Annotated in this window: 17 protein-coding genes; 11 read left to right on the forward strand and 6 right to left on the reverse strand. The window is 39.6% G+C overall.

Annotated features, from left to right (window positions below; translation table 11 throughout):
* The first annotated feature begins 2 nt into the window (after nucleotides 1-2).
* The 4 genes from KTV93_RS10300 (at nucleotide 3) to KTV93_RS10315 (ending at nucleotide 3,868) form a co-directional block, all read left to right on the forward strand.
* A complete protein-coding gene (locus KTV93_RS10300; RefSeq protein WP_088359839.1) occupies nucleotides 3-527 on the forward strand; it encodes a nuclear transport factor 2 family protein in 525 nt (174 codons plus the stop codon).
* Nucleotides 528-557: 30 nt separating this feature from the next.
* Nucleotides 558-1,943 (forward strand): MFS transporter, encoded by a 1,386-nt coding sequence (locus KTV93_RS10305; RefSeq protein WP_218248868.1) that lies wholly within the window; start codon nucleotides 558-560, stop codon nucleotides 1,941-1,943.
* A gap of 634 nt (nucleotides 1,944-2,577) precedes the next feature.
* Nucleotides 2,578-3,291, forward strand: a complete 714-nt coding sequence (locus KTV93_RS10310; RefSeq protein ID WP_218248870.1) for a pirin family protein — start codon at nucleotides 2,578-2,580, stop codon at nucleotides 3,289-3,291.
* Between the two features lie 40 nt (nucleotides 3,292-3,331).
* Nucleotides 3,332-3,868, forward strand: a complete 537-nt coding sequence (locus KTV93_RS10315; protein WP_218248871.1) for an NADPH-dependent FMN reductase — start codon at nucleotides 3,332-3,334, stop codon at nucleotides 3,866-3,868.
* Nucleotides 3,869-3,938: 70 nt separating this feature from the next.
* Here KTV93_RS10315 and KTV93_RS10320 read toward each other — a convergent pair whose 3' ends face one another.
* Entirely contained in the window at nucleotides 3,939-4,847 is a 909-nt protein-coding gene (locus tag KTV93_RS10320; RefSeq protein WP_218248872.1) for a DUF808 family protein, read from the reverse strand.
* A 291-nt stretch (nucleotides 4,848-5,138) separates the two neighbouring features.
* Here KTV93_RS10320 and purM point away from each other — a divergent pair, with 291 nt between their 5' ends.
* The 5 genes from purM to guaA all read left to right on the forward strand — a co-directional run bounded on the left by purM (nucleotide 5,139) and on the right by guaA (nucleotide 11,417).
* On the forward strand, nucleotides 5,139-6,128 hold the full coding sequence (purM, locus tag KTV93_RS10325; RefSeq protein WP_218248874.1) for a phosphoribosylformylglycinamidine cyclo-ligase: 990 nt from the start codon (nucleotides 5,139-5,141) through the stop codon (nucleotides 6,126-6,128).
* A 16-nt stretch (nucleotides 6,129-6,144) separates the two neighbouring features.
* On the forward strand, nucleotides 6,145-6,711 hold the full coding sequence (gene purN, locus KTV93_RS10330; RefSeq protein WP_218248875.1) for a phosphoribosylglycinamide formyltransferase: 567 nt from the start codon (nucleotides 6,145-6,147) through the stop codon (nucleotides 6,709-6,711).
* Nucleotides 6,712-6,751: 40 nt separating this feature from the next.
* Nucleotides 6,752-8,269 (forward strand): bifunctional phosphoribosylaminoimidazolecarboxamide formyltransferase/IMP cyclohydrolase, encoded by a 1,518-nt coding sequence (purH, locus tag KTV93_RS10335; RefSeq protein WP_218248876.1) that lies wholly within the window; start codon nucleotides 6,752-6,754, stop codon nucleotides 8,267-8,269.
* A 134-nt stretch (nucleotides 8,270-8,403) separates the two neighbouring features.
* Nucleotides 8,404-9,642, forward strand: coding sequence for a phosphoribosylamine--glycine ligase (gene purD, locus KTV93_RS10340; protein ID WP_218248877.1), 1,239 nt, complete (start codon nucleotides 8,404-8,406; stop codon nucleotides 9,640-9,642).
* A gap of 245 nt (nucleotides 9,643-9,887) precedes the next feature.
* Nucleotides 9,888-11,417 (forward strand): glutamine-hydrolyzing GMP synthase, encoded by a 1,530-nt coding sequence (gene guaA / locus KTV93_RS10345; protein WP_218248878.1) that lies wholly within the window; start codon nucleotides 9,888-9,890, stop codon nucleotides 11,415-11,417.
* 34 nt (nucleotides 11,418-11,451) lie between these two features.
* Here the strand turns inward: guaA and KTV93_RS10350 are convergent, their stop codons facing one another.
* Nucleotides 11,452-12,096, reverse strand: a complete 645-nt coding sequence (locus KTV93_RS10350) for a hypothetical protein (RefSeq protein WP_218248879.1) — start codon at nucleotides 12,094-12,096, stop codon at nucleotides 11,452-11,454.
* A gap of 51 nt (nucleotides 12,097-12,147) precedes the next feature.
* Between KTV93_RS10350 and KTV93_RS10355 the strand changes: the two genes are divergently transcribed.
* Nucleotides 12,148-13,500, forward strand: a complete 1,353-nt coding sequence (locus KTV93_RS10355; protein ID WP_218248881.1) for a DEAD/DEAH box helicase — start codon at nucleotides 12,148-12,150, stop codon at nucleotides 13,498-13,500.
* A gap of 41 nt (nucleotides 13,501-13,541) precedes the next feature.
* Here the strand turns inward: KTV93_RS10355 and KTV93_RS10360 are convergent, their stop codons facing one another.
* From KTV93_RS10360 to KTV93_RS10375, 4 genes are all read right to left on the reverse strand, one after another.
* Entirely contained in the window at nucleotides 13,542-14,201 is a 660-nt protein-coding gene (locus KTV93_RS10360) for a GDSL-type esterase/lipase family protein (RefSeq protein ID WP_218248882.1), read from the reverse strand.
* 346 nt (nucleotides 14,202-14,547) lie between these two features.
* A complete protein-coding gene (locus tag KTV93_RS10365; RefSeq protein ID WP_218248883.1) occupies nucleotides 14,548-15,354 on the reverse strand; it encodes a hypothetical protein in 807 nt (268 codons plus the stop codon).
* Nucleotides 15,355-15,356: 2 nt separating this feature from the next.
* On the reverse strand, nucleotides 15,357-16,190 hold the full coding sequence (locus KTV93_RS10370) for a hypothetical protein (protein WP_218248884.1): 834 nt from the start codon (nucleotides 16,188-16,190) through the stop codon (nucleotides 15,357-15,359).
* A 9-nt stretch (nucleotides 16,191-16,199) separates the two neighbouring features.
* Nucleotides 16,200-17,009: a hypothetical protein gene (locus tag KTV93_RS10375; protein WP_218248885.1), complete on the reverse strand. Its 810-nt coding sequence runs from the start codon at nucleotides 17,007-17,009 to the stop codon at nucleotides 16,200-16,202.
* 200 nt (nucleotides 17,010-17,209) lie between these two features.
* Here KTV93_RS10375 and KTV93_RS10380 point away from each other — a divergent pair, with 200 nt between their 5' ends.
* Nucleotides 17,210-18,934, forward strand: a complete 1,725-nt coding sequence (locus KTV93_RS10380; RefSeq protein WP_218248886.1) for a tetratricopeptide repeat protein — start codon at nucleotides 17,210-17,212, stop codon at nucleotides 18,932-18,934.
* Nucleotides 18,935-18,970: the final 36 nt, after the last annotated feature.

The following is an 18,970-nucleotide window of genomic DNA, read 5'->3' on the forward strand; positions in this document are numbered from 1 at the left end:
AGATGAAAAAAACAACTTTTCTTGGAATCGTACTGCTCCTTTTTGCTTTCTCGGTAAACCTTCATGCCCAAACCAAAGGCTTCTACGAAAATGTTCAGAAGAAAAACATCAGCAAAGTTCTTGATGATCTTAATGCATTCGCCGCTGCCGCAGATTATAAAAATTATTTCGATCTGTACGCAGAAGAATCCACTTTCATCGGTACCGATGCCACCGAAGTCTGGAATAAAAAAGAGTTCATGGTTTGGGCAAAGCCGTTTTTCGATAAAGGCAAAGCCTGGAACTTCACATCGCTGAAAAGAAACATCACTTTCAGCAAAGACGGAACTTATGCCTGGTTCGATGAAATTCTCGATACCCAGATGAAAATCTGCCGCGGCTCCGGCGTCCTCGAAAAGATTGGCGGTAAGTGGAAAATCAGACAGTATGTTTTATCCACCACAGTTCCGAATGATATCATCGATGAGGTTACCAAAATGAAAGCTCCCATCGAGGACGGAATGATTTTAGAATTCAGGAAAAAATAAAAATTCATATTGACTTCATTACAATAAATTATGGCTAAAAAAATAAAACCGAATCTCAGTATCGCCCAAATCATCAACATGAGTATGGGGTTTTTGGGAATCCAGATGGCATTTGGACTGCAGAACGGAAACGCGAGTAGAATCCTTGCAAACCTGGGAGCAGATGTTCACGAACTTTCCTGGTTCTGGCTGGTAGCACCAATTACGGGCCTCATTGTGCAGCCAATTATCGGACACATGGGCGATAATACCTGGAGCCCGCTCGGCAGAAGAAAACCGTATTTCCTCATTGGCGCAGTGCTTTGCGCAATCGGATTGGTTCTTTTACCCAACGCCGCCTCAGTAACCCATTTAATCGCAGCCAACGTTTTATTGCTGGCCGTAATCTTCTTAGCAATGATGGATTTTTCCGTGAATATCGCCATGGAACCGTTCCGTGCATTGGTCGGGGATATGCTGCCGAAACATCAGGGAACGCTGGGTTTTTCCATCCAGACCATCTTAATCGGAGTCGGAGCCGTTATCGGTTCAGAAATGCCGAACTGGCTTACCAAAATGGGCGTATCCAATGTCGCACCCGAAGGTTATGTGGCAGATAACGTGATTTACGCATTTTATGTGGGCGCAGCGGTTTTAATTGCCTCCATTTTATACACCATTTTTACCACCAAAGAATATTCTCCAAAAGAATTTGCAGAATTTGAGGGCCGCGACGAAGCAGCAGAACACAGTTCTAAGTTTTCAGATATGTTTAAGGATTTTGCGAAAATTCCTTCACTGATGAAAAAATTGGGTGCCGTGCAGTTTTTCTCCTGGTTTGCTCTTTTTACCATGTGGGTTTTTACCACAAGTGCTTTAGCGACTCACCATTTCGGACTTGCGCCTGATGATACTACCTCTGCAGAATTTAATAAGGCAGGTGATTTAACCGGACATTTATTTGGTCTCTATAATTTATTTGCGATTCCGTTTGCGTTTCTTTTAACTCCAATTGCTAAAGCGATCGGTAAAAAACAGACTCATGCTTTGGCACTCTTTTCCGGAGGATTGGGACTAATTTCCATGTTTTTCATTAAAGATACCGGCATGCTTTGGATCTCAATGATCGGTCTTGGATTCGCTTGGGCGAGTATTCTGGCAATGCCTTATGCGATGCTTATTGATGCGATTCCACAAAGAAAAATGGGCGTTTATATGGGAATTTTCAACTTCTTTATTGTGATGCCCCAAATCGTTAACGGAATTTTCGGCGGACCGATTGTGAAAAATCTTTTCGGAAACATGGCCATCGATTACGTTGTAGTAGGCGGAGTATGTCTCATCATTGCATCAGCTGTAACCATGTTTTTAATTAAAGGCGAAGGCAAAGAATCTGAAAAAGAACTCGAAGAAGAAATCCAGCAGGTTCATTTTTAATCAAAATTCCCGCAAAGTCGGCAAATTCTACAATAAAAACATAAATCTAAAATCCTTAAAGCCTCAAAAACTTTAAGGATTTTTCTTTGTGCTTTTTCAAATGAATCTCAATCCTCAAATTTACATTCTTGCCTGACAAAACCACATTTTCGCCTCCGTAAATAACATTCCTGCTTACGAAAGTTCAATTCTTGTCACCGCAGGTAACATTTTTGCCCCCGTAACTAACATTCTTGTCTAACGAAGTAACATTCTTGCCTAACAAAACAACATTGTTGCATAACGAAGTAACATTATCGCGTAACGAAACAACATTCTTGCCTAACGAAACAACATTCTTGCCTAACGAAACAACATTCTTGTCTTACGAAGTAACATTCTTGCCTAACGAACTAACATTCTCGCGTAACAAAACAACATTCTTGCATAACGAAGTAACATTCTCGCGTAACGAAACAACATTCTTGCTTTCGTAATCAATATTTTCTGCGCTCACACACCATACTCAAAAGAAAACAGCCGTATGAGATTTAGATGGTCAGGTTTATCACATCATGAACTTATCTTAAATCAATGTTTATAGAGTCCTAATACTCTAAATTTGTACTATTAAATCACTAAAACAATCAAAAAAATGAAAACAGTTTATCATAAAGCAGACACCAGAGGTTTCGCCGATCATGGCTGGTTGAAATCTCATCATACCTTCAGTTTCGCCAATTACTACAATCCGGAAAGAATGAGTTTCGGGGTTTTACGGGTTTTGAATGACGATCAGGTCGCTTCCGGAATGGGTTTCGGTACGCATCCGCACCGCGATATGGAAATTATTTCTATTCCGATGGAAGGCGATCTGGAGCATAAAGATTCCATGGGAACTACCGCGGTGATCAGAAATGGTGAAATTCAGGTCATGAGCGCCGGAACCGGAGTTCAGCACAGCGAATACAACAAAAACAAAGACGGACTCGTGAAATTTTTACAGATTTGGGTCATTCCGAATAAGATGAATGTTACACCGCGTTACGACCAGATCAGCATTAAAGAAAATGAGAAGATCAACGATTTTCAGCAGATTCTATCGCCAAATCCCGATGACGAAGGAGTATGGATTCATCAGAATGCATGGTTTAATCTGGCAAAATTTGAAAAAGGCAACGCCAAAGAATACAGAATTCACGACGCCAAAAACGGAGTTTATGTTTTTGTTTTAAAGGGCTCCGCAAAAATTGGCGACCAAACCCTCGCAACCAGAGACGGTTTTGGAACCTGGGAAACTGAATCTTTTACGCTGGAAGCTCTTGAAGATTCAGAAGTTTTACTGATGGAAGTTCCCATGCAATTATAATTAAATGCATTAAATTTGAATGACAAATTAAATTTAAACTATGAAAATATTAGCTTTTGCCGGAAGCAATTCCACTGTTTCGATCAATAAAAAACTGGTCACTTTTGCATCCACATTTTTTCATGATGATGAAGTTGAAATCCTTGATCTGAATGATTTCGAAATGCCCATCTACAAACGTGAAATCGAACTTGAAAACGGAATTCCCCAAAAAGCCCTCGATTTTGCTGCTAAAATTGATGAATGTGACCTGATCCTTTTATCCACTCCGGAAAACAACGGAAATTTCCCGGCAGTTTTTAAAAATCTCATGGATTGGATTTCTAGAATTAAAGGCAGAAAAATTTTTGGCGGAAAACCGATGTTTCTTATGGCAACTTCTGACGGAGGCCGCGGCGGCGCAAGTGTGCTAGAAATTGCTGAGAAACGTTTTCCTTTTGACGGTGCTGAAGTGCTTGAGATTTTTTCGCTTCCCAAATTCAGCGAATATTTTGATGCTGAAAAAGGAATTGTTAATGAAGAAAAACTTGAGGAGTTTAAAGAAAAAGTTCAGAAAGTAAAACTGAAATTCTCTTGAAAAATAGGTTTAAAACAGAAAGAGCGGACTTTTTAGTCCGCTCTTTTTTTTTATAAATTTTTAAGTTCTATTACTTTTTAATCATCGAAAAAGCCTTGCTTCCCAATTTAAAAATCGGAATCGCAACGATACCGCCAATAATTCCCGCCAAAGTTTCCCGTACAATAGAATTCAGATTTGGCAGAAAATGATGGTGCAGCCACTCAATATTGTGCACAAAAATCCCGCCGGCAACCAAAATTAAAGCCACGGTACCTACAACACCCAAACCTTTGATCACCCACGGCAAAGCATTTACCAACAGATTCCCCAGCGTAACCAGAACACCTTTTTCCGTTTTCGATTTTTTAATCAGTTTGTAGCCCGCATCGTCCATGCGAACAATTAAAGCAACAATTCCGTACACGCCTACGGTAGCAATAATGGCTACGATTGAAACCGTTACAATTTCTACAAGCAATGGATTGAACTGCGATTTCAACGCCTCGTAACCTGCTTTTGCCGAAGCCAGCGCAATAATTACAATTTCGAGGGAAAGGATAAAATCTGTGGTGACAGCTGACTTTATTTTAGATTTTTCGAGATCTGCGCCGTTTTCTGTTGTTGCATTAGCCTCATCGATTACTTCGTGCCCTTTTTTACTTTTGTGAAATAAATATTCAATAATTTTTTCAATTCCTTCGTAAGCCAGATAAAATCCGCCAAAAATCAGAATGATGGTAATGGCCGGTTCGTACAGCCATTGCAGCAAAAAGACTGCAGGAACAATAATGAGTTTATTCACAAAAGAACCCTTCATGATTTTCATTAAGACGGGAACTTCGCGCGATTCCAGAAAACCGGTTGCCTTCTCTGCATTTACGGCAAGATCATCTCCCAGAATTCCCGCCGTTTTCTGGGTTGCTAATTTTGCAGTTACTGCTACATCATCCATCAAAGCTGCAATATCATCCAGAATCGCAAAAAAACCTGAAGCCATAGTTTAAATTTTAATTGAAACAAAAGTAAGTAATTGGATCAATATACAATGTTTCGCTGCATCCTAAACCAGGATTTTTTTCTTATGATTTTCTAAATTCATTTTAAAATCTTATTTTCGCAGAACAAAATTTTTAAAGTTGAAACCGCAAAGATTACATTCCCCGAAAGAAATATTCCAAAATTTTGGAAGTGGAATCTTCGCCGAAATAAAATATTAGTGAGCCGACGTCTGAATGACCGTCGGCTTTTTTTATCACTTAATTCCAAACTGTTAATAGTAATTAATATCATGAGCAATACGTATAAATCCGCCGGTGTCGACAAAGAAGAAGGCTACAAAACCGTTGATAAAATTAAGAGTGCGGTTGCTGAAACGCATAACAAAAATGTACTGAACAACCTGGGAAGTTTCGGCGCCTTTTACCAGATTGCAGGTTACAAAAACCCTGTACTTGTGAGCGGTACCGACGGCGTGGGGACCAAATTAAAAGTCGCCCTGGATTCTAAAAAATACGATTCCATTGGGGTTGATTGTTTTGCAATGTGTGCGAACGATATTTTGTGTCATGGAGCAAAACCGCTTTTCTTCCTTGATTATTTAGCTTGCGGAAAACTTGATTCTGAAATTGCTGCGGAAATTGTGATGGGTATGGTAAATGCCTGTAAGGATAACGAGTGTGCACTTATTGGCGGTGAAACAGCAGAGATGCCGGGGATGTACAAACCTGGTGATTACGATGTGGCAGGATTCTGTGTCGGCATCGTAGAAAAAGATGAAATTATTGACGGTTCTAAAATTATAGCCGGACATAAAATCATTGCATTGCCAAGTTCAGGTTTTCACAGCAACGGTTTTTCTCTGGTAAGAAAAATCTTTCCCGATTTTAATGAAGAATTTGAAGGTAAACCACTTTACGAAACACTTCTTGTGCCTACAAGACTTTATTATAAGCCAATTCACAGATTACTGGAAGAAATTGAAGTTTCCGGAATCGCACATATCACAGGAGGAGGTCTTATAGAAAATGTTCCGCGAATCCTGGGTGAAGGATTATGTGCAGACATTGAAACTTCTAAAATTAAAATTCCAACTGTGATGCTGGAACTGGAGAAAAGAGGAAATATCGAAAGAATGGAAATGTTCGGAACTTTCAATATGGGCGTAGGAATGGTCATCGTGGTTGATGCAAAACATGCGGAAAAAGTGCTTGATCTTCTTGATGACGCCTACGAAATCGGGGAAATTACTGAAGGTACAGAGAAAATTATTTTGAATTAATAGCTGCAGAATTCCCATGAAAAGTATGGTTGTTTTGGTTTCAGGAGGCGGAACAAATCTGCAGAGAATTATAGACTGCATTGGAACCGCCGAAATTCCAAATGCTGAAATCAAGTTAGTCGTTGCAGACCGGGAATGTTTCGGATTGCAGCGCGCAGAAAAACATGGAATTAAGAATGTTATCATAAAACGGGGAAAAAATTTCTCCCAAAAGCTGACTGATGTTCTTCCCGAAAACACTGATCTCATCGTTCTGGCAGGATTTTTATCAATTTTAAATAAAGAGTTCTGTGAGCGTTTTCCGGGAAAAATCATCAATATCCATCCGGCTTTACTTCCGAAATTCGGCGGCAAAGGAATGTGGGGACATCATGTACATGAAGCGGTTTTAAAAACCGGTGAAAAAGAAAGTGGCGCAACGGTTCATTTCGTCACGTCAGGAATTGACGAAGGAAAAATAATTCTGCAGAAATCTTTTGAAATTTCGCCCAATGAAACAGTAGAAAGTTTGGCGGATAAAGTCCATGAAGTCGAATACAGCATTTTCCCTGAAGCCATCAATATGGTTTTAAAGGATTATTGAAGGTAAATAACAGATCTAATAAAAAGTAAAAAGAAAGAAAATGTCAAAAAAAAGAGCACTGATCTCTGTTTCCGATAAATCCGGACTCACCGATTTTGCAAAGTTTTTAGAAGAAAAAAACTATGAACTGATTTCCACCGGAGGAACATTCAAACATCTTAAAGATGCGGGTTTGCACCCGATTCAGATTGATGAAGTTACCGAATTCCCCGAAATGTTGGACGGAAGAGTTAAGACGCTTCATCCAAAAGTTCACGGCGGCCTTCTGGCGGTCCGCAACAGCGAAGAACACATGAAAACTGTTCAGGAACACGGTATTGGCCTGATCGATATGGTAATCGTCAATCTTTACCCTTTTTTCGAAAATGCCAACGCTGATATTTCGTTGAATGAAAAAGTAGAATTTATCGATATTGGCGGACCTTCGATGCTAAGATCCGGAGCTAAAAATTTCAATGCTGTAACCGTGATTACTGAAGTTGAAGATTATGCAAAAGTTCAGCAGGAAATTACTGAGAACGGCGACACGACTTTAGAAACCCGTAAGAAACTTGCCGGAAAAGTTTTTAATCTTACGTCTGCTTACGACGGAGCCATTTCTAAAATGCTGCTCGATGAAGATTATCCGCAATATCTAAATGCATCCTATAAAAAAGTTTCAGACCTGAGATACGGCGAAAATCCACACCAGTCGGCGGCGTATTACGCTTCCACAACGGAAAACGGTGCGATGAAAGATTTTGAGATTCTCGGCGGCAAAGAACTTTCCTTCAATAACCTTCGCGATATGGATTTATGCTGGAAGGTCGTCAATGAATTCAAAGACGAAATGGCCTGTTGCGCCGTGAAACATTCTACGCCGTGCGGCGTGGCGGTGGGCAGCTCAGCACTTGAAACTTACACAAAAACTTTTGCATGCGATCCGGTTTCCATCTTTGGCGGGATTATTGGGATGAATTTTAAAGTAGATGCTGCAACCGCAGAGGAACTCAATAAAACTTTCCTTGAAATCGTAATGGCTCCGGATTTTGATGACGATGCGCTCGAAATTTTAAAAAAGAAAAAGAATCTCAGAATTATTAAAATTAAAAATCCGGTTTCCGACCGACAAACCTGGGTGAAAATTGATGGAGGAATTCTGGTTCAGGATAACGATAATCAGTTTTCTGAAAATATAGAAACCGTAACCGTTTTTAAACCTTCAGCAGAACAGGAAAAAGCACTTTTATTTGCACAGCGCGTGGTAAAATACGTTAAATCAAATGCGATTGTGGTTTCCAATGGATTTCAGGCATTGGGAATTGGCGGCGGACAGGTAAACAGAATCTGGGCTACGCAGCATGCAGTAGAAAGAGCAAAGGAAAAATTCTCCGGTGATCTGGTTTTAGCTTCTGATGCGTTTTTTCCGTTTAGAGATGTAGTAGATTTCTGCGCTAAAGAAGGAATCAAAGCCATCATCCAGCCAGGCGGCAGTATGAGGGATGAAGAAAGCATTGAAGCAGCGAATGAGCATGGAATTCCGATGATGTTTACAGGAATGCGCCACTTTTTGCATTAAGCAATTCCAGGTCCATCTTAGTTGCTGAATTGGGATACGGATTTAACTGTTAATTAAGAAACTTTTCTCGCTGCACATTTGAAATTCATCATCAAATTAGTAATTTTGAGAATACAAACATTAAATAAACTTTTATGAAAATATTAATCGTAGGAAATGGAGCCCGTGAATCTGCGCTCGCTCTAAAGCTGAAAGACGACAGCAGAATCTCTAAACTGTACTTTGCAAAAGGCACTGTAACGACAGGCCAGTTGGGCCAAAATGTGTATGAAGACAGTGTGGAAGGATTAAGGGATTTTGCAATCAAAGAGAGAATTGATCTTACGGTTGTTGGTCCGGAGGCTCCTTTGGTAGAAGGAATTGTCGATGAATTTAAGAAACATGACCTGAAAATCTTTGGCCCCGGTAAAAGAGCTGCAGAACTGGAAGGAAGTAAAGCTTTTTCTAAAAAATTCATGCAGACCAATAACATTAAAACTGCCAAAGCAGTTGTTTTTGATGCTTATCACGATGCAGTTGAATATGTGAGAAACCAGAAATTCCCTATCGTAATTAAAGCAAGTGGACTTGCAGGCGGAAAAGGTGTTGTGATTGCCGAGAATCTTGCAGAAGCAGAATCTACCATTCATAAATTTATGATCGACAGGGTTTACGGGGACGCCGGAATTCAGTTGGTGATCGAAGAGTATCTGAAAGGTTTTGAAGCATCAATCATTGCATTTTCAAACGGTACAAAATTATTCCCTTGTATTCCGGTAAAGGATTACAAAAAAGCCGGAAATGGCGACACAGGTCCAAACACCGGAGGAATGGGAAGTGTAGCTCCTAGCCCTGAATTTACTGCAGAACATTATAATGATTTCGAAAAAAATATCCTTGAGCCTACTTTGGCGGGTTTCAGTGCAGCAAATATTCATTTCAAAGGATTTATTTTCTTTGGATTGATGGTGACTGCGGACGGGACTTTCCTTCTGGAATATAACATGAGAATGGGCGATCCCGAAACACAGGTGATTCTGCCACTTATGGAAAACAAACTTTTTGATGTCATTACGGATTGTTTAGAAGGTAAAGAAGTCGAGCTCAAATTCAAAAATGAAAAAGCTGTTTGTCTTGTTATGTGCTCCGGCGGATATCCAAGAAAAATAGAAACAGGTTTTGAGATCAGAAATCTGGATAAAGTTAAAAACAGTCAGGTTCTTTTCGCCGGCGCTAAAAAGACCGGCGACAGAATTATTACTGCTGGCGGGCGGGTTTTAAGTTTGGTGGCTACAGCCGACACTTATGACCACGCAAGAAAGCTGGTTTACGAAGATGCCAAAACCATCAGCTTCGATTACGAAACTTACAGAGACGATATCGGTAAATTTTAATATAGAAAGAGCGTGAATATTCACGCTTTTTTTCTAGTTGGGTTGCTATTGGAGCTATTTCCCGCTTTCCGTTACAATCTTTTATTTGGTTGCGGCGGCGGAGCCGCCGCAACCAAATAAAAGGATTTTCTCTGCAATCGGGGCTAGTGGAGACCCGGCAAAAAAGACAATAAATTCATTCATAAAACGTTCTTTTCCTTATAATTTAAAGAACAGTCATTAAAAAATAAAAAGTAAAATCATACATGAATAACGGCATCATCATTCTCGACTTTGGGTCACAATATAACCAACTCATTGCAAGACGGATCCGAGAACTCGGCGTCTATTCCGAGGTTCTTCCGTTCGATACTCCTTTATATGAGATTATGTCTCGTAATCCCTCAGGGATAATTTTATCAGGCGGTCCAAGTTCGGTAAATGCTGAAAACGCACATTTAGTAGACAAAGCACTTTTCGAAAAAGGAATTCCCGTATTGGGAATCTGTTACGGCATGCAGTTGACCACTCATTTGATGGGCGGTAAAGTGAAGAAAGGTGAAAAAGGCGAATACGGAAAAGCAAAACTTCAAATCCAGAAATCGAATGCACTTCTTTCAGGCGTAAGCAGATTTTCTACTGTTTGGATGAGTCACTTTGATGAAGTGGAAACGGTTCCTGAAGGTTTCAGTGTTAATGGAATGACCGATGTTATTTCCGCTATTTCAAACGAACCGAAGAAAATCTATTGTGTGCAGTTTCATCCGGAAGTTTCGCATACTGAAGAAGGGTCAAGGATGATCGACAACTTTGTTTTTAACATCTGTAAAGCTCCAAAAAACTGGAAACTCACCAATTATATTGATAAAACTGTTGCTGAAATCAAAGAAAAAGTAGGGGACCAAAAAGTAATTTTGGGACTTTCCGGCGGCGTAGATTCTTCGGTAGCTGCTGTTTTGATTCATAAAGCCATCGGCGATCAGTTGCAGTGTATTTTTGTTGATACAGGCCTTTTGAGAAAAGAAGAGGCAGAAAAAGTAATGGTTAATTACGGTGAGCATTTTAATCTGAAAATTAAACTGGTCGATGCTTCCGAGAGATTTTTATCAAAACTGAAAGGCATCGCTGATCCGGAAGAAAAAAGAAAAGCCATAGGAAACGAGTTTGTTGCCGTCTTCGATGAAGAATCACATAAAATTGAAGGTGCCAAATTCCTGGCACAGGGAACTATTTATCCTGACGTCATTGAAAGCCAGTCTGTAAAAGGACCTTCTGCAGTCATTAAATCCCATCACAATGTAGGCGGACTCCCAGAAGAGATGGATTTCGAACTTTTGGAACCATTAAGAGAACTATTCAAGGATGAGGTTCGCAAGGTAGGCGAGGAGCTTGGGATTCCGCACCATTTGGTACACCGTCATCCTTTTCCCGGGCCTGGTTTAGGGATCAGAATTCTGGGCGAAGTTGACGAAGAAAAAGTAAGAATTTTGCAGGAAGCTGATGATATTTTCATCGAAGAACTTTATAAGAATAAACTGTATGAAACCGTTTCACAGGCTTTTGTGGTTTTACTTCCGGTAAAATCTGTAGGCGTTATGGGTGATGAAAGAACCTATGAGTATACGGCGGTAGTGCGTTCTGCAAATACTACGGATTTTATGACGGCTACTTTCAGTAAATTCCCTTGGGAGTTTCTGGAAAATGTATCGAACAGAATCATTAATGAAGTCCGCGGGATCAACCGCGTTGCTTATGATATTTCGAGTAAACCGCCCGCAACCATCGAATGGGAATAGAAATTAAAAAACGCATCTTAAAGGTGCGTTTTTTTTATTCCGTTTTAATACCGAATTTCTGAAATCTTACTTTAGAATAAGGTGTGTCGAATTTTAAAGTATCCGGATACTGCAGATGCTGCACCATTTTTTTTCTGAAGTTAAATTTCATCATAAAAGGAACTTTCTCATAAGAATTTCCAAGAAGTACAGCGACGGAATCTCCTTTCCAATACGCTTCTTCAACAGTGAACGAGGGGCCAAAAAACGCGATGCGCTGTGCTGTTTTGTTTTTATAGTCGACCAAAGCAACTTCCTGGTCTGCTTCAAAACTTGCGTTTCCATCTGCAGCCATATTCCACTGGTAACTGTCGAAATCCAGATACTGGTTTTTGCTTTCGTTAAAAACCAAAAACGGCTTGTAGATTTCATTAAAACCTTCTTCATTCATCACTTTTACATTACTTGGATAATAAGTGATTGGGGAAGTATTAGAAACAGCGAATTTTTCAGCACTGAAATCGGGATTGGTATTTTTGTAATAGCTAATCCAGGAACTTAATGCCGCGTTTTCATACTCCGGAAGCTTTTCTGTTATTTCAGTTTTGCCGTGTTCTGGAGTTAATACGGTGGTGTTGTTTTCTTTTTTATCTGAACACGAAAAAAGAAAAATTGGGAGCAAAAATATAGGCCATTTCATCGATCCAAATTACAAAATAATTTAATCCTCTAAAAAACATATCTTTGCAAAATGGATAAAATCACTTTTGCCGATTTCGAATTACCGGAAAAAATTCTTGATGTACTGGCAGATTCAAATTTATTTGAACCGACACCAATTCAGGAAAAATCCCTAAAACCTATACTTTCAGGCCGTGATGTAATGGGAATTGCGCAAACGGGAACCGGAAAAACGCTGGCTTATCTGCTGCCTGTTTTAAAAACATGGAAATACAACAAAAACGGAAATCCTACGGTAGTCATTCTTGTCCCTACGCGCGAGTTGGTGGTGCAGGTGACAGAAATCGTTAAAAACCTTACCCAAAATATTACCGCACGTGTGATTGGAATTTATGGTGGAGTAAACATCAAAACGCAAAAACTGATGTTTGATGACGGCTGCGATATTTTGATTGGAACGCCCGGCAGAATCATGGATTTGGCGATCGATAACGCAATATCTCTGAAGGAAGTTCAGAAACTTATCGTCGATGAATTTGATGAAATGCTGAATCTTGGATTCAAGGCACAGCTCGCAAATATCTTTACGATGATGAGGGAGAAAAGACAGAATATTCTTTTTTCAGCGACCATGACTGAAGCTGTGGATGCTGTTTTGGACGAATATTTTGCAAATCCCATGGAAATTTCCCTTGCTAAATCGGGAACTCCGCTTGAAAAAATTGAACAGCTCGGATATAAAGTTGAAAACTTCAACACCAAAATAAATCTTTTAGCGCATTTACTGAAAACTGAAGAAGACTTCTCCAAAGTTTTGGTGTTCTGCAACAATAAAAAGAATGCGGATTATCTTTTTACAAAAATCGAAGAACTTTTTCCGGATGAATTTGATGTGATTCACTCTAACAAATCCCAGAATTACCGTTTGAATGCGATGAGAAGTTTTGAGAAACAGGAAATAAGAGGTTTAATTACCACCGACATTATGGCGCGGGGACTCGATATTTCAGATATTACTCACGTTATTAATTTTGAAATTCCCGAAGTTCCGGAGCAGTATATTCACAGAATTGGTAGAACCGGACGAGCGGACAAAAATGGAATTTCGGTTTCCTTTATCACCAAAAAAGAAGAAACGCTGCTGCTTGATATTGAACTCCTAATGGACAAAGCTGTTTCGATAAAAGATTTCCCTTCAGAAGTAAAAATCAATCCTGTAAAAATTGCGTCAGAAAAAGACGAGATTATCATGAAAAATGCTCACACCGTAAAGCTGGAAGAAGGCGGAGGTGCTTTTCATGAAAAGAAAGACAAAAACAAAAAAGAAAACTGGGGCGGACCAACGAAAAGAAATCCTCCGAAGACTAAAGGTGTAAACCGTGGTCAGCAGAAAGCTAAAGCTAAAGCAAGAAAGAAAAAATAAACCGCAGTTTTTTAAATTTTAAATCATTTGCGCGCCTTGATTTATGGCTTCTTAAGATAAGGAGCCATTTCTTTTTGCCAGATTTGGTAACCTTCAGGCTTCATATGAAGCATGTCCGGCAGAAAAAGATCTCTACGGACTTTTCCATCTGGTCCGTTCATGGCTTTCGTAATGTCGATGTATTCAGCGTTCTGCTTCCTGTTCATGAAATTTTTAATCAGACTATTGGTGGCGGTAAATTTCGGCCATAAATTTTCCCTGCTTGGCGATAGTTTAATGGAGACATACGCAACGGGAACCTTGGGAAAGATCCTGCGAATCTCAGCATAAAAATGTTTATATCGGTTAAAAACTTCCCGTGGTTTTAGATTTCCGTTAGCCGCAAAATCATTTTCGCCACAATAAATTAAAATTTGCTTGGGATAATATGGCTTTAGCAGTTCACTTGAATAAAAATTAAGATCGTTCAGTCCTGATCCTCCAAAGCCCCGATTAATAATGACATGTTCCGGAAAATATTCGTTAACATCTTTCCACATCGTAAAAGACGAACTTCCAAGCATTAAAACTGCCTCTGGTGGAGGAGGTATTTGGGCGTCCATGATTTTAAACTGCTCCACATCGTCCCAGAAAGCGGGTTTATCCTGAGCAGTAATTGCAGAAAAAATAAGTATGAGAAAGAAGGCAAGAATTTTTTTCATTGGATATTTTTGAAAGATACTCAGTAATCTAAACAACAAAAGTAAAGAAAACCTCAAAACAAATTTAAAATATTATTAATGAAAACTCCTCAGGTGTTCGCCTGAGGAGTATTACATTCGGAGCAGGATTTTCTTTCCAGCTTTTGTGTTTAGGAGTTGTTTTTTTGATAGTGTTGCTCCGTTGTTAAGGGCTGCAAATATATGACTGCTAAGCTTTAAAGCAAAAAAACAGGGGGGACAAATGGGGGACAAATGAATTAAGTTGCTTTAATTGCTTGTAATATAGCTACTTGCACTTTTGGTTTTTGTCTCTAATTGGTCGTGTTTTTTTTATTTCCTTTTATTTTTACTGAGTTACCTGTGCGGTTACAAAGATTCTTGCCATGTCATTGTTGATATTTGAGCAGCTACTGGCATTACCACCGTACGTTATTGAGCTGTATCCACTTGTCAGTTGGGGCAAGTTCCGGCCATAAATTGTTACAGTGTGGGTGCCCACCGGCAAATCGTTGAATACTCCTGCAAGATTAAATTTTCTCCAGTTACAAATATAATTCTTACCAATGGCAGTATATTTACTTGCTAATTTTAACTGTCCGTTCACAAAAACACCAATGGCAAACTGAAATTCCTGATTGGTATTTACGTCATTATTGATCTGTACCATTCCTTCTGTGATTATAAGGTTTGTGTTCGATGCCTTGGTTATGGTTATGGTTGCACCTGCATTCAGATTGGTCCAACCTGTTGTATTGCTGTTAAGTGCAAATAGTGGTACGCTGGCAGGGAAATTATTGATGGTTGTACTTGTTATGGAATTACCTGAGGTGTTCTCGGTTTGTTTAATAATGGCTAAGCCGTCAGCAATTTCGAAAGCCCGATTCCATTGACCCTGATCCCAAAAATTGAGTTTGTTGGTAGTGGTATTCTGAACAAGTAATCCCTGAACGGGAGTTGGGACGGTTACAATATCCGTGCTGTTGGTAAGCGCGACTGCGGGAAAGAGTACACCCCTTTTGTCATCAGCGATGTGCAGTACAGCACTTGGATCCGGTGTGCTAGCGACAGATGTATTGGTCGCAATAAGAACCTGGGCATTTATCAGGACCAACCCAATCAGGTAAAATGTAAATATGAGAGTTAAGGTTTTCATAATTAAAAGGAATATGGTTGATTAATCGTAATGGTACTGCTCATTGCGGATTCAAAGCCCGAGAGTGAGCTGCAGGAGCTGTTCGGGCCGCCGTAGGTTACGGTAAGCCCGCTGATATTAGGAGCAGAAATATTTCTTATTGCAAATTTCACGGTATGAGTTCCCTGACTTAAATTTTTTGCAATTCCATAAATCATGAACTGTCTGTATGAACATGGGGACTGAAAGTCGAGGTAAAGGGGCTTCACATCAATAAGCTTATCATTAACAAAAAAGCCAATTGTTGAGGTAATGCCGCCAGTATTGTTCGCTGCACCGTTATTTGCCTGGTACATTCCATTGATGTTAAGCAATAAATCATTCTGTGGTCTGTCAATGACGATCGATTTTGTAAGTGCTGGAATTACGGTCCACTGTGATGTGTTTAATGTTTCACCGGAGGTATGAGCCGAATAACCTAAAAACTGATTGGGTGAGTTTCTGGTAAATGTAAATGCTGTAGAAGAGTTGGAAGAATAGTATTTCATCTGATTCATCAGGTTTTCCTGATTCATGTCGGTGAATAGATATTCCCATTTTGTGCCGTCCCAATAGTAAAATCCCTCTTTTCCACCCACAGAACCGTTAGTATTATAGATAATGAGTGATTCTTTGGGATTGGGTACTGTTGAAATATCGTTTCGCCCCTGTAAAAATACTTTAGGAAAAGAAACTCCTTTGTTACTGGAACGAATGTCTAAACTGGCCGACGGATGCGGAGTTCTTGTATTGATTCCCACCTGTGCAGTAAGCATGCTGGTTATCATCATCAGCATAAATAAGTATAAATTTTTCATCGAAGTGTTTTAGGGTTTTTCGGAAGTTTGTACGGTCATGATCGATTTGTCCATCAGGGGACTCAAGTTGCTGCATGCTGTATGTTTGGATCCAAATGCGATACTTTGCGTAGCAACTTCTGTAACCCGTAAGGTTTCTCTCAGCTCTATCAGATGATTGCCGACACTTACATTGTTAATGTTAAAGTAGACATTGAAATCGTTATACAGACAGTTTTCGTTGCCGTTAAGAAGAAAATTCCGAACTCCAGCCAATTGCGAATCAACAAAAAGCGCAATGGAATAAGAAATAAAAGTGTTTTCTGACGCTGCAGAATTTACCTGTACAATACCACTTCCTGAAACCGAAACTGTATTCTGGGGTGAATAGACTGATATTGTTTTTGAAAGACCGGGAATAAGTTGAAAATCATGTACAGAGGCTGACTCGCCCATGGTGTAGGATACTCCGGTTACCGGTGTACTGTCTGTGACTCCTCCGCTTGAAACAGCGGATTCCGAGCGGACTACACCCAAGTATTTATAAATGTTGGCCGTATCCAGAGACGGATTCCATTTATTATTGCTCCAAAAGTAAAAACCCTTTCCGGTCGTGGTGTTCGTATTGTACACCAAAAGCGAATTAGCGGGATTTATAACAGGAGCCGCGTTGCTTAGATTGGGGATAGAAATGTTGGGAAGGAGTACGCCTTTATTGGCAGAAACAATCTTTAAGACTTCCGAATCATCGAAAGTGGTGACGTTTGGGCCTATGCCAATCTGCGCATAGCAGAATGCATAAGCGACCAGGAACCCTGGCACTAAATTTAATTTCATCATGTTGTGTTTTGTGTTAATGCAAATCTATTAAAATTATTACAAATAATTACAGTGAAAACACCCCTTTTTGTGATTCAAAGTTTGATAAGTATTTAAAAGTTGCTTTTTTTTAATAAATTTATGCGATAATAAATACGTCAGTTATTAGCATTTTTTGACATTTTAAAACTTATTAAACTTTCTCACCCGATACCCGCTGAATGAAAAAATTTTATTTTCTCTTTTTTCTCTTATTTCTAAGTAGATTTCATTTTGCGCAGGCGGTGAGTTCACATCCGTTAGAAAACGAAATCAAGCATTGGCAGATCATTTCAAACAACGCCAGTTTAAGTCGCGATACTGTGGTTTTGAAACAAAAGCTTACTGAGCTTGCCATGAGCAAGGCCGACATCGATCACGTATTATACCATGCACTATTAGGAAAGGGTTACAGCAATATATTCGATGGATTAAATAAAGCCGGAGACCGTCATTTTAAAGCTTCCATTAAAAAAGCAAAAAAACTTAAAGATCCCGCCATAATGATTTGGGCTGAGCTTTGCTATGGCGATTATCTTTACAAATACCGTGATATGACGGGTGCATTGCCCGTATTTATGGATGCATCTTCCCAGATTGAAAAAATAAACCCTGAAAAAATGCTCTTTCCGGGTAATTCTTTCAAGAAAATAGGGTACTACATGGGAACTATTGGAGATAGCCCTGAAGCCATTTCTTACCTCAAAAAGGCTTTGGATTTTACAGAAAACAATACTTCCGACTATGCCGAATTTCTCGATAATATCGGTCTGTATTACTTGGCTTCACACGATTATACCAATGCTGAAAGTTATTTTAGCAAAGCATCTGTTATAGCGAAAGATATTAAAGACGACATCCGCTACGCTAAAACTTTGGGGAATCTCGGTCGGATCCAGGAAATCAGGGGAAATTTAAAAGCGGCTATTCATTTGTTGCAGAGAGATATCAGTATTTCCGAAAAGTTAGGTGCAGATCAGAATACCATGTTTGCATATACTGTTTTGACCAGAATGCTGCTAAAGAACAATATGTTGAAAGAAGCGGAAGAGGCCGCGTTAAAAGCCGAAGTAATTGCTAAAACAAAGCACTATTTTCAAAATACAGAACTGGAAATCATTAAACTTAAACTTGAGATTTACGTTCAGCAGAACAGACCCGTAGAAGAGTTAGCAGCCCGGCGGAAAATGAAAATACTGGAGGATTCTCTGAAATATAAAGACGGAGATCTTGCCTTAAGTCAGGCAAAACTTATGGCGCAGAAAACCAGATACCGCTATCAAATCGAGAAAGCTGATGCAGAGTTAAAAAGAGAATCGCTGATCACGAAAATTGCTTTGGCAATAGCCGGAATTGGACTGTTCTTACTCCTCTTCAATTTCTTTTACAGTAAAAAAAGGGAGGGTAGACGCCAAACCATCTTTGAGGCCAGAATCGGCGCACATGAACAGGAAAAAGTCCTGTATGAAGAAAAGCTTGAACGTGCCCAACAGACCCTGCGCTCACAGGTCGAATACCTGAAAAAGAAAAATTTTCACATCCAGCAGTTGACCAGTGAAATTGAGGAAATGAGAAACTCGGGATTATTGCATCTTGAGGAAGAACATGGTAAGCTTCATGAAATACTTGAGTCACACCTGATGACCGAACAAAACTGGCAAATGTTCAGGAGAGAATTCCAGAAGGAGTATCCCGATTTTTATCAAACCCTGAAAACCGAATTTCCCGAAGTAACGCCAGCAAATTTGAGGATTATTCTGCTGCAGAAAATGGGCTTTAGCTCGTCGGAAATTGCGTCGCTTCTTGGGATCACTCAGGATGCAGTGAAGAAATCGCGACAGCGGCTGAAAAGAAAGCTTGGGGATAAGTATGACCAGCTTTTCAGTATTGTTTTTTCAGAATCCTAAAAAAATAAAAACGCTTTGGAAACTCCAAAGCGTTTT

The organism is Kaistella faecalis (assembly GCF_019195395.1).
GTDB classification, from domain to species: domain Bacteria; phylum Bacteroidota; class Bacteroidia; order Flavobacteriales; family Weeksellaceae; genus Kaistella; species Kaistella faecalis.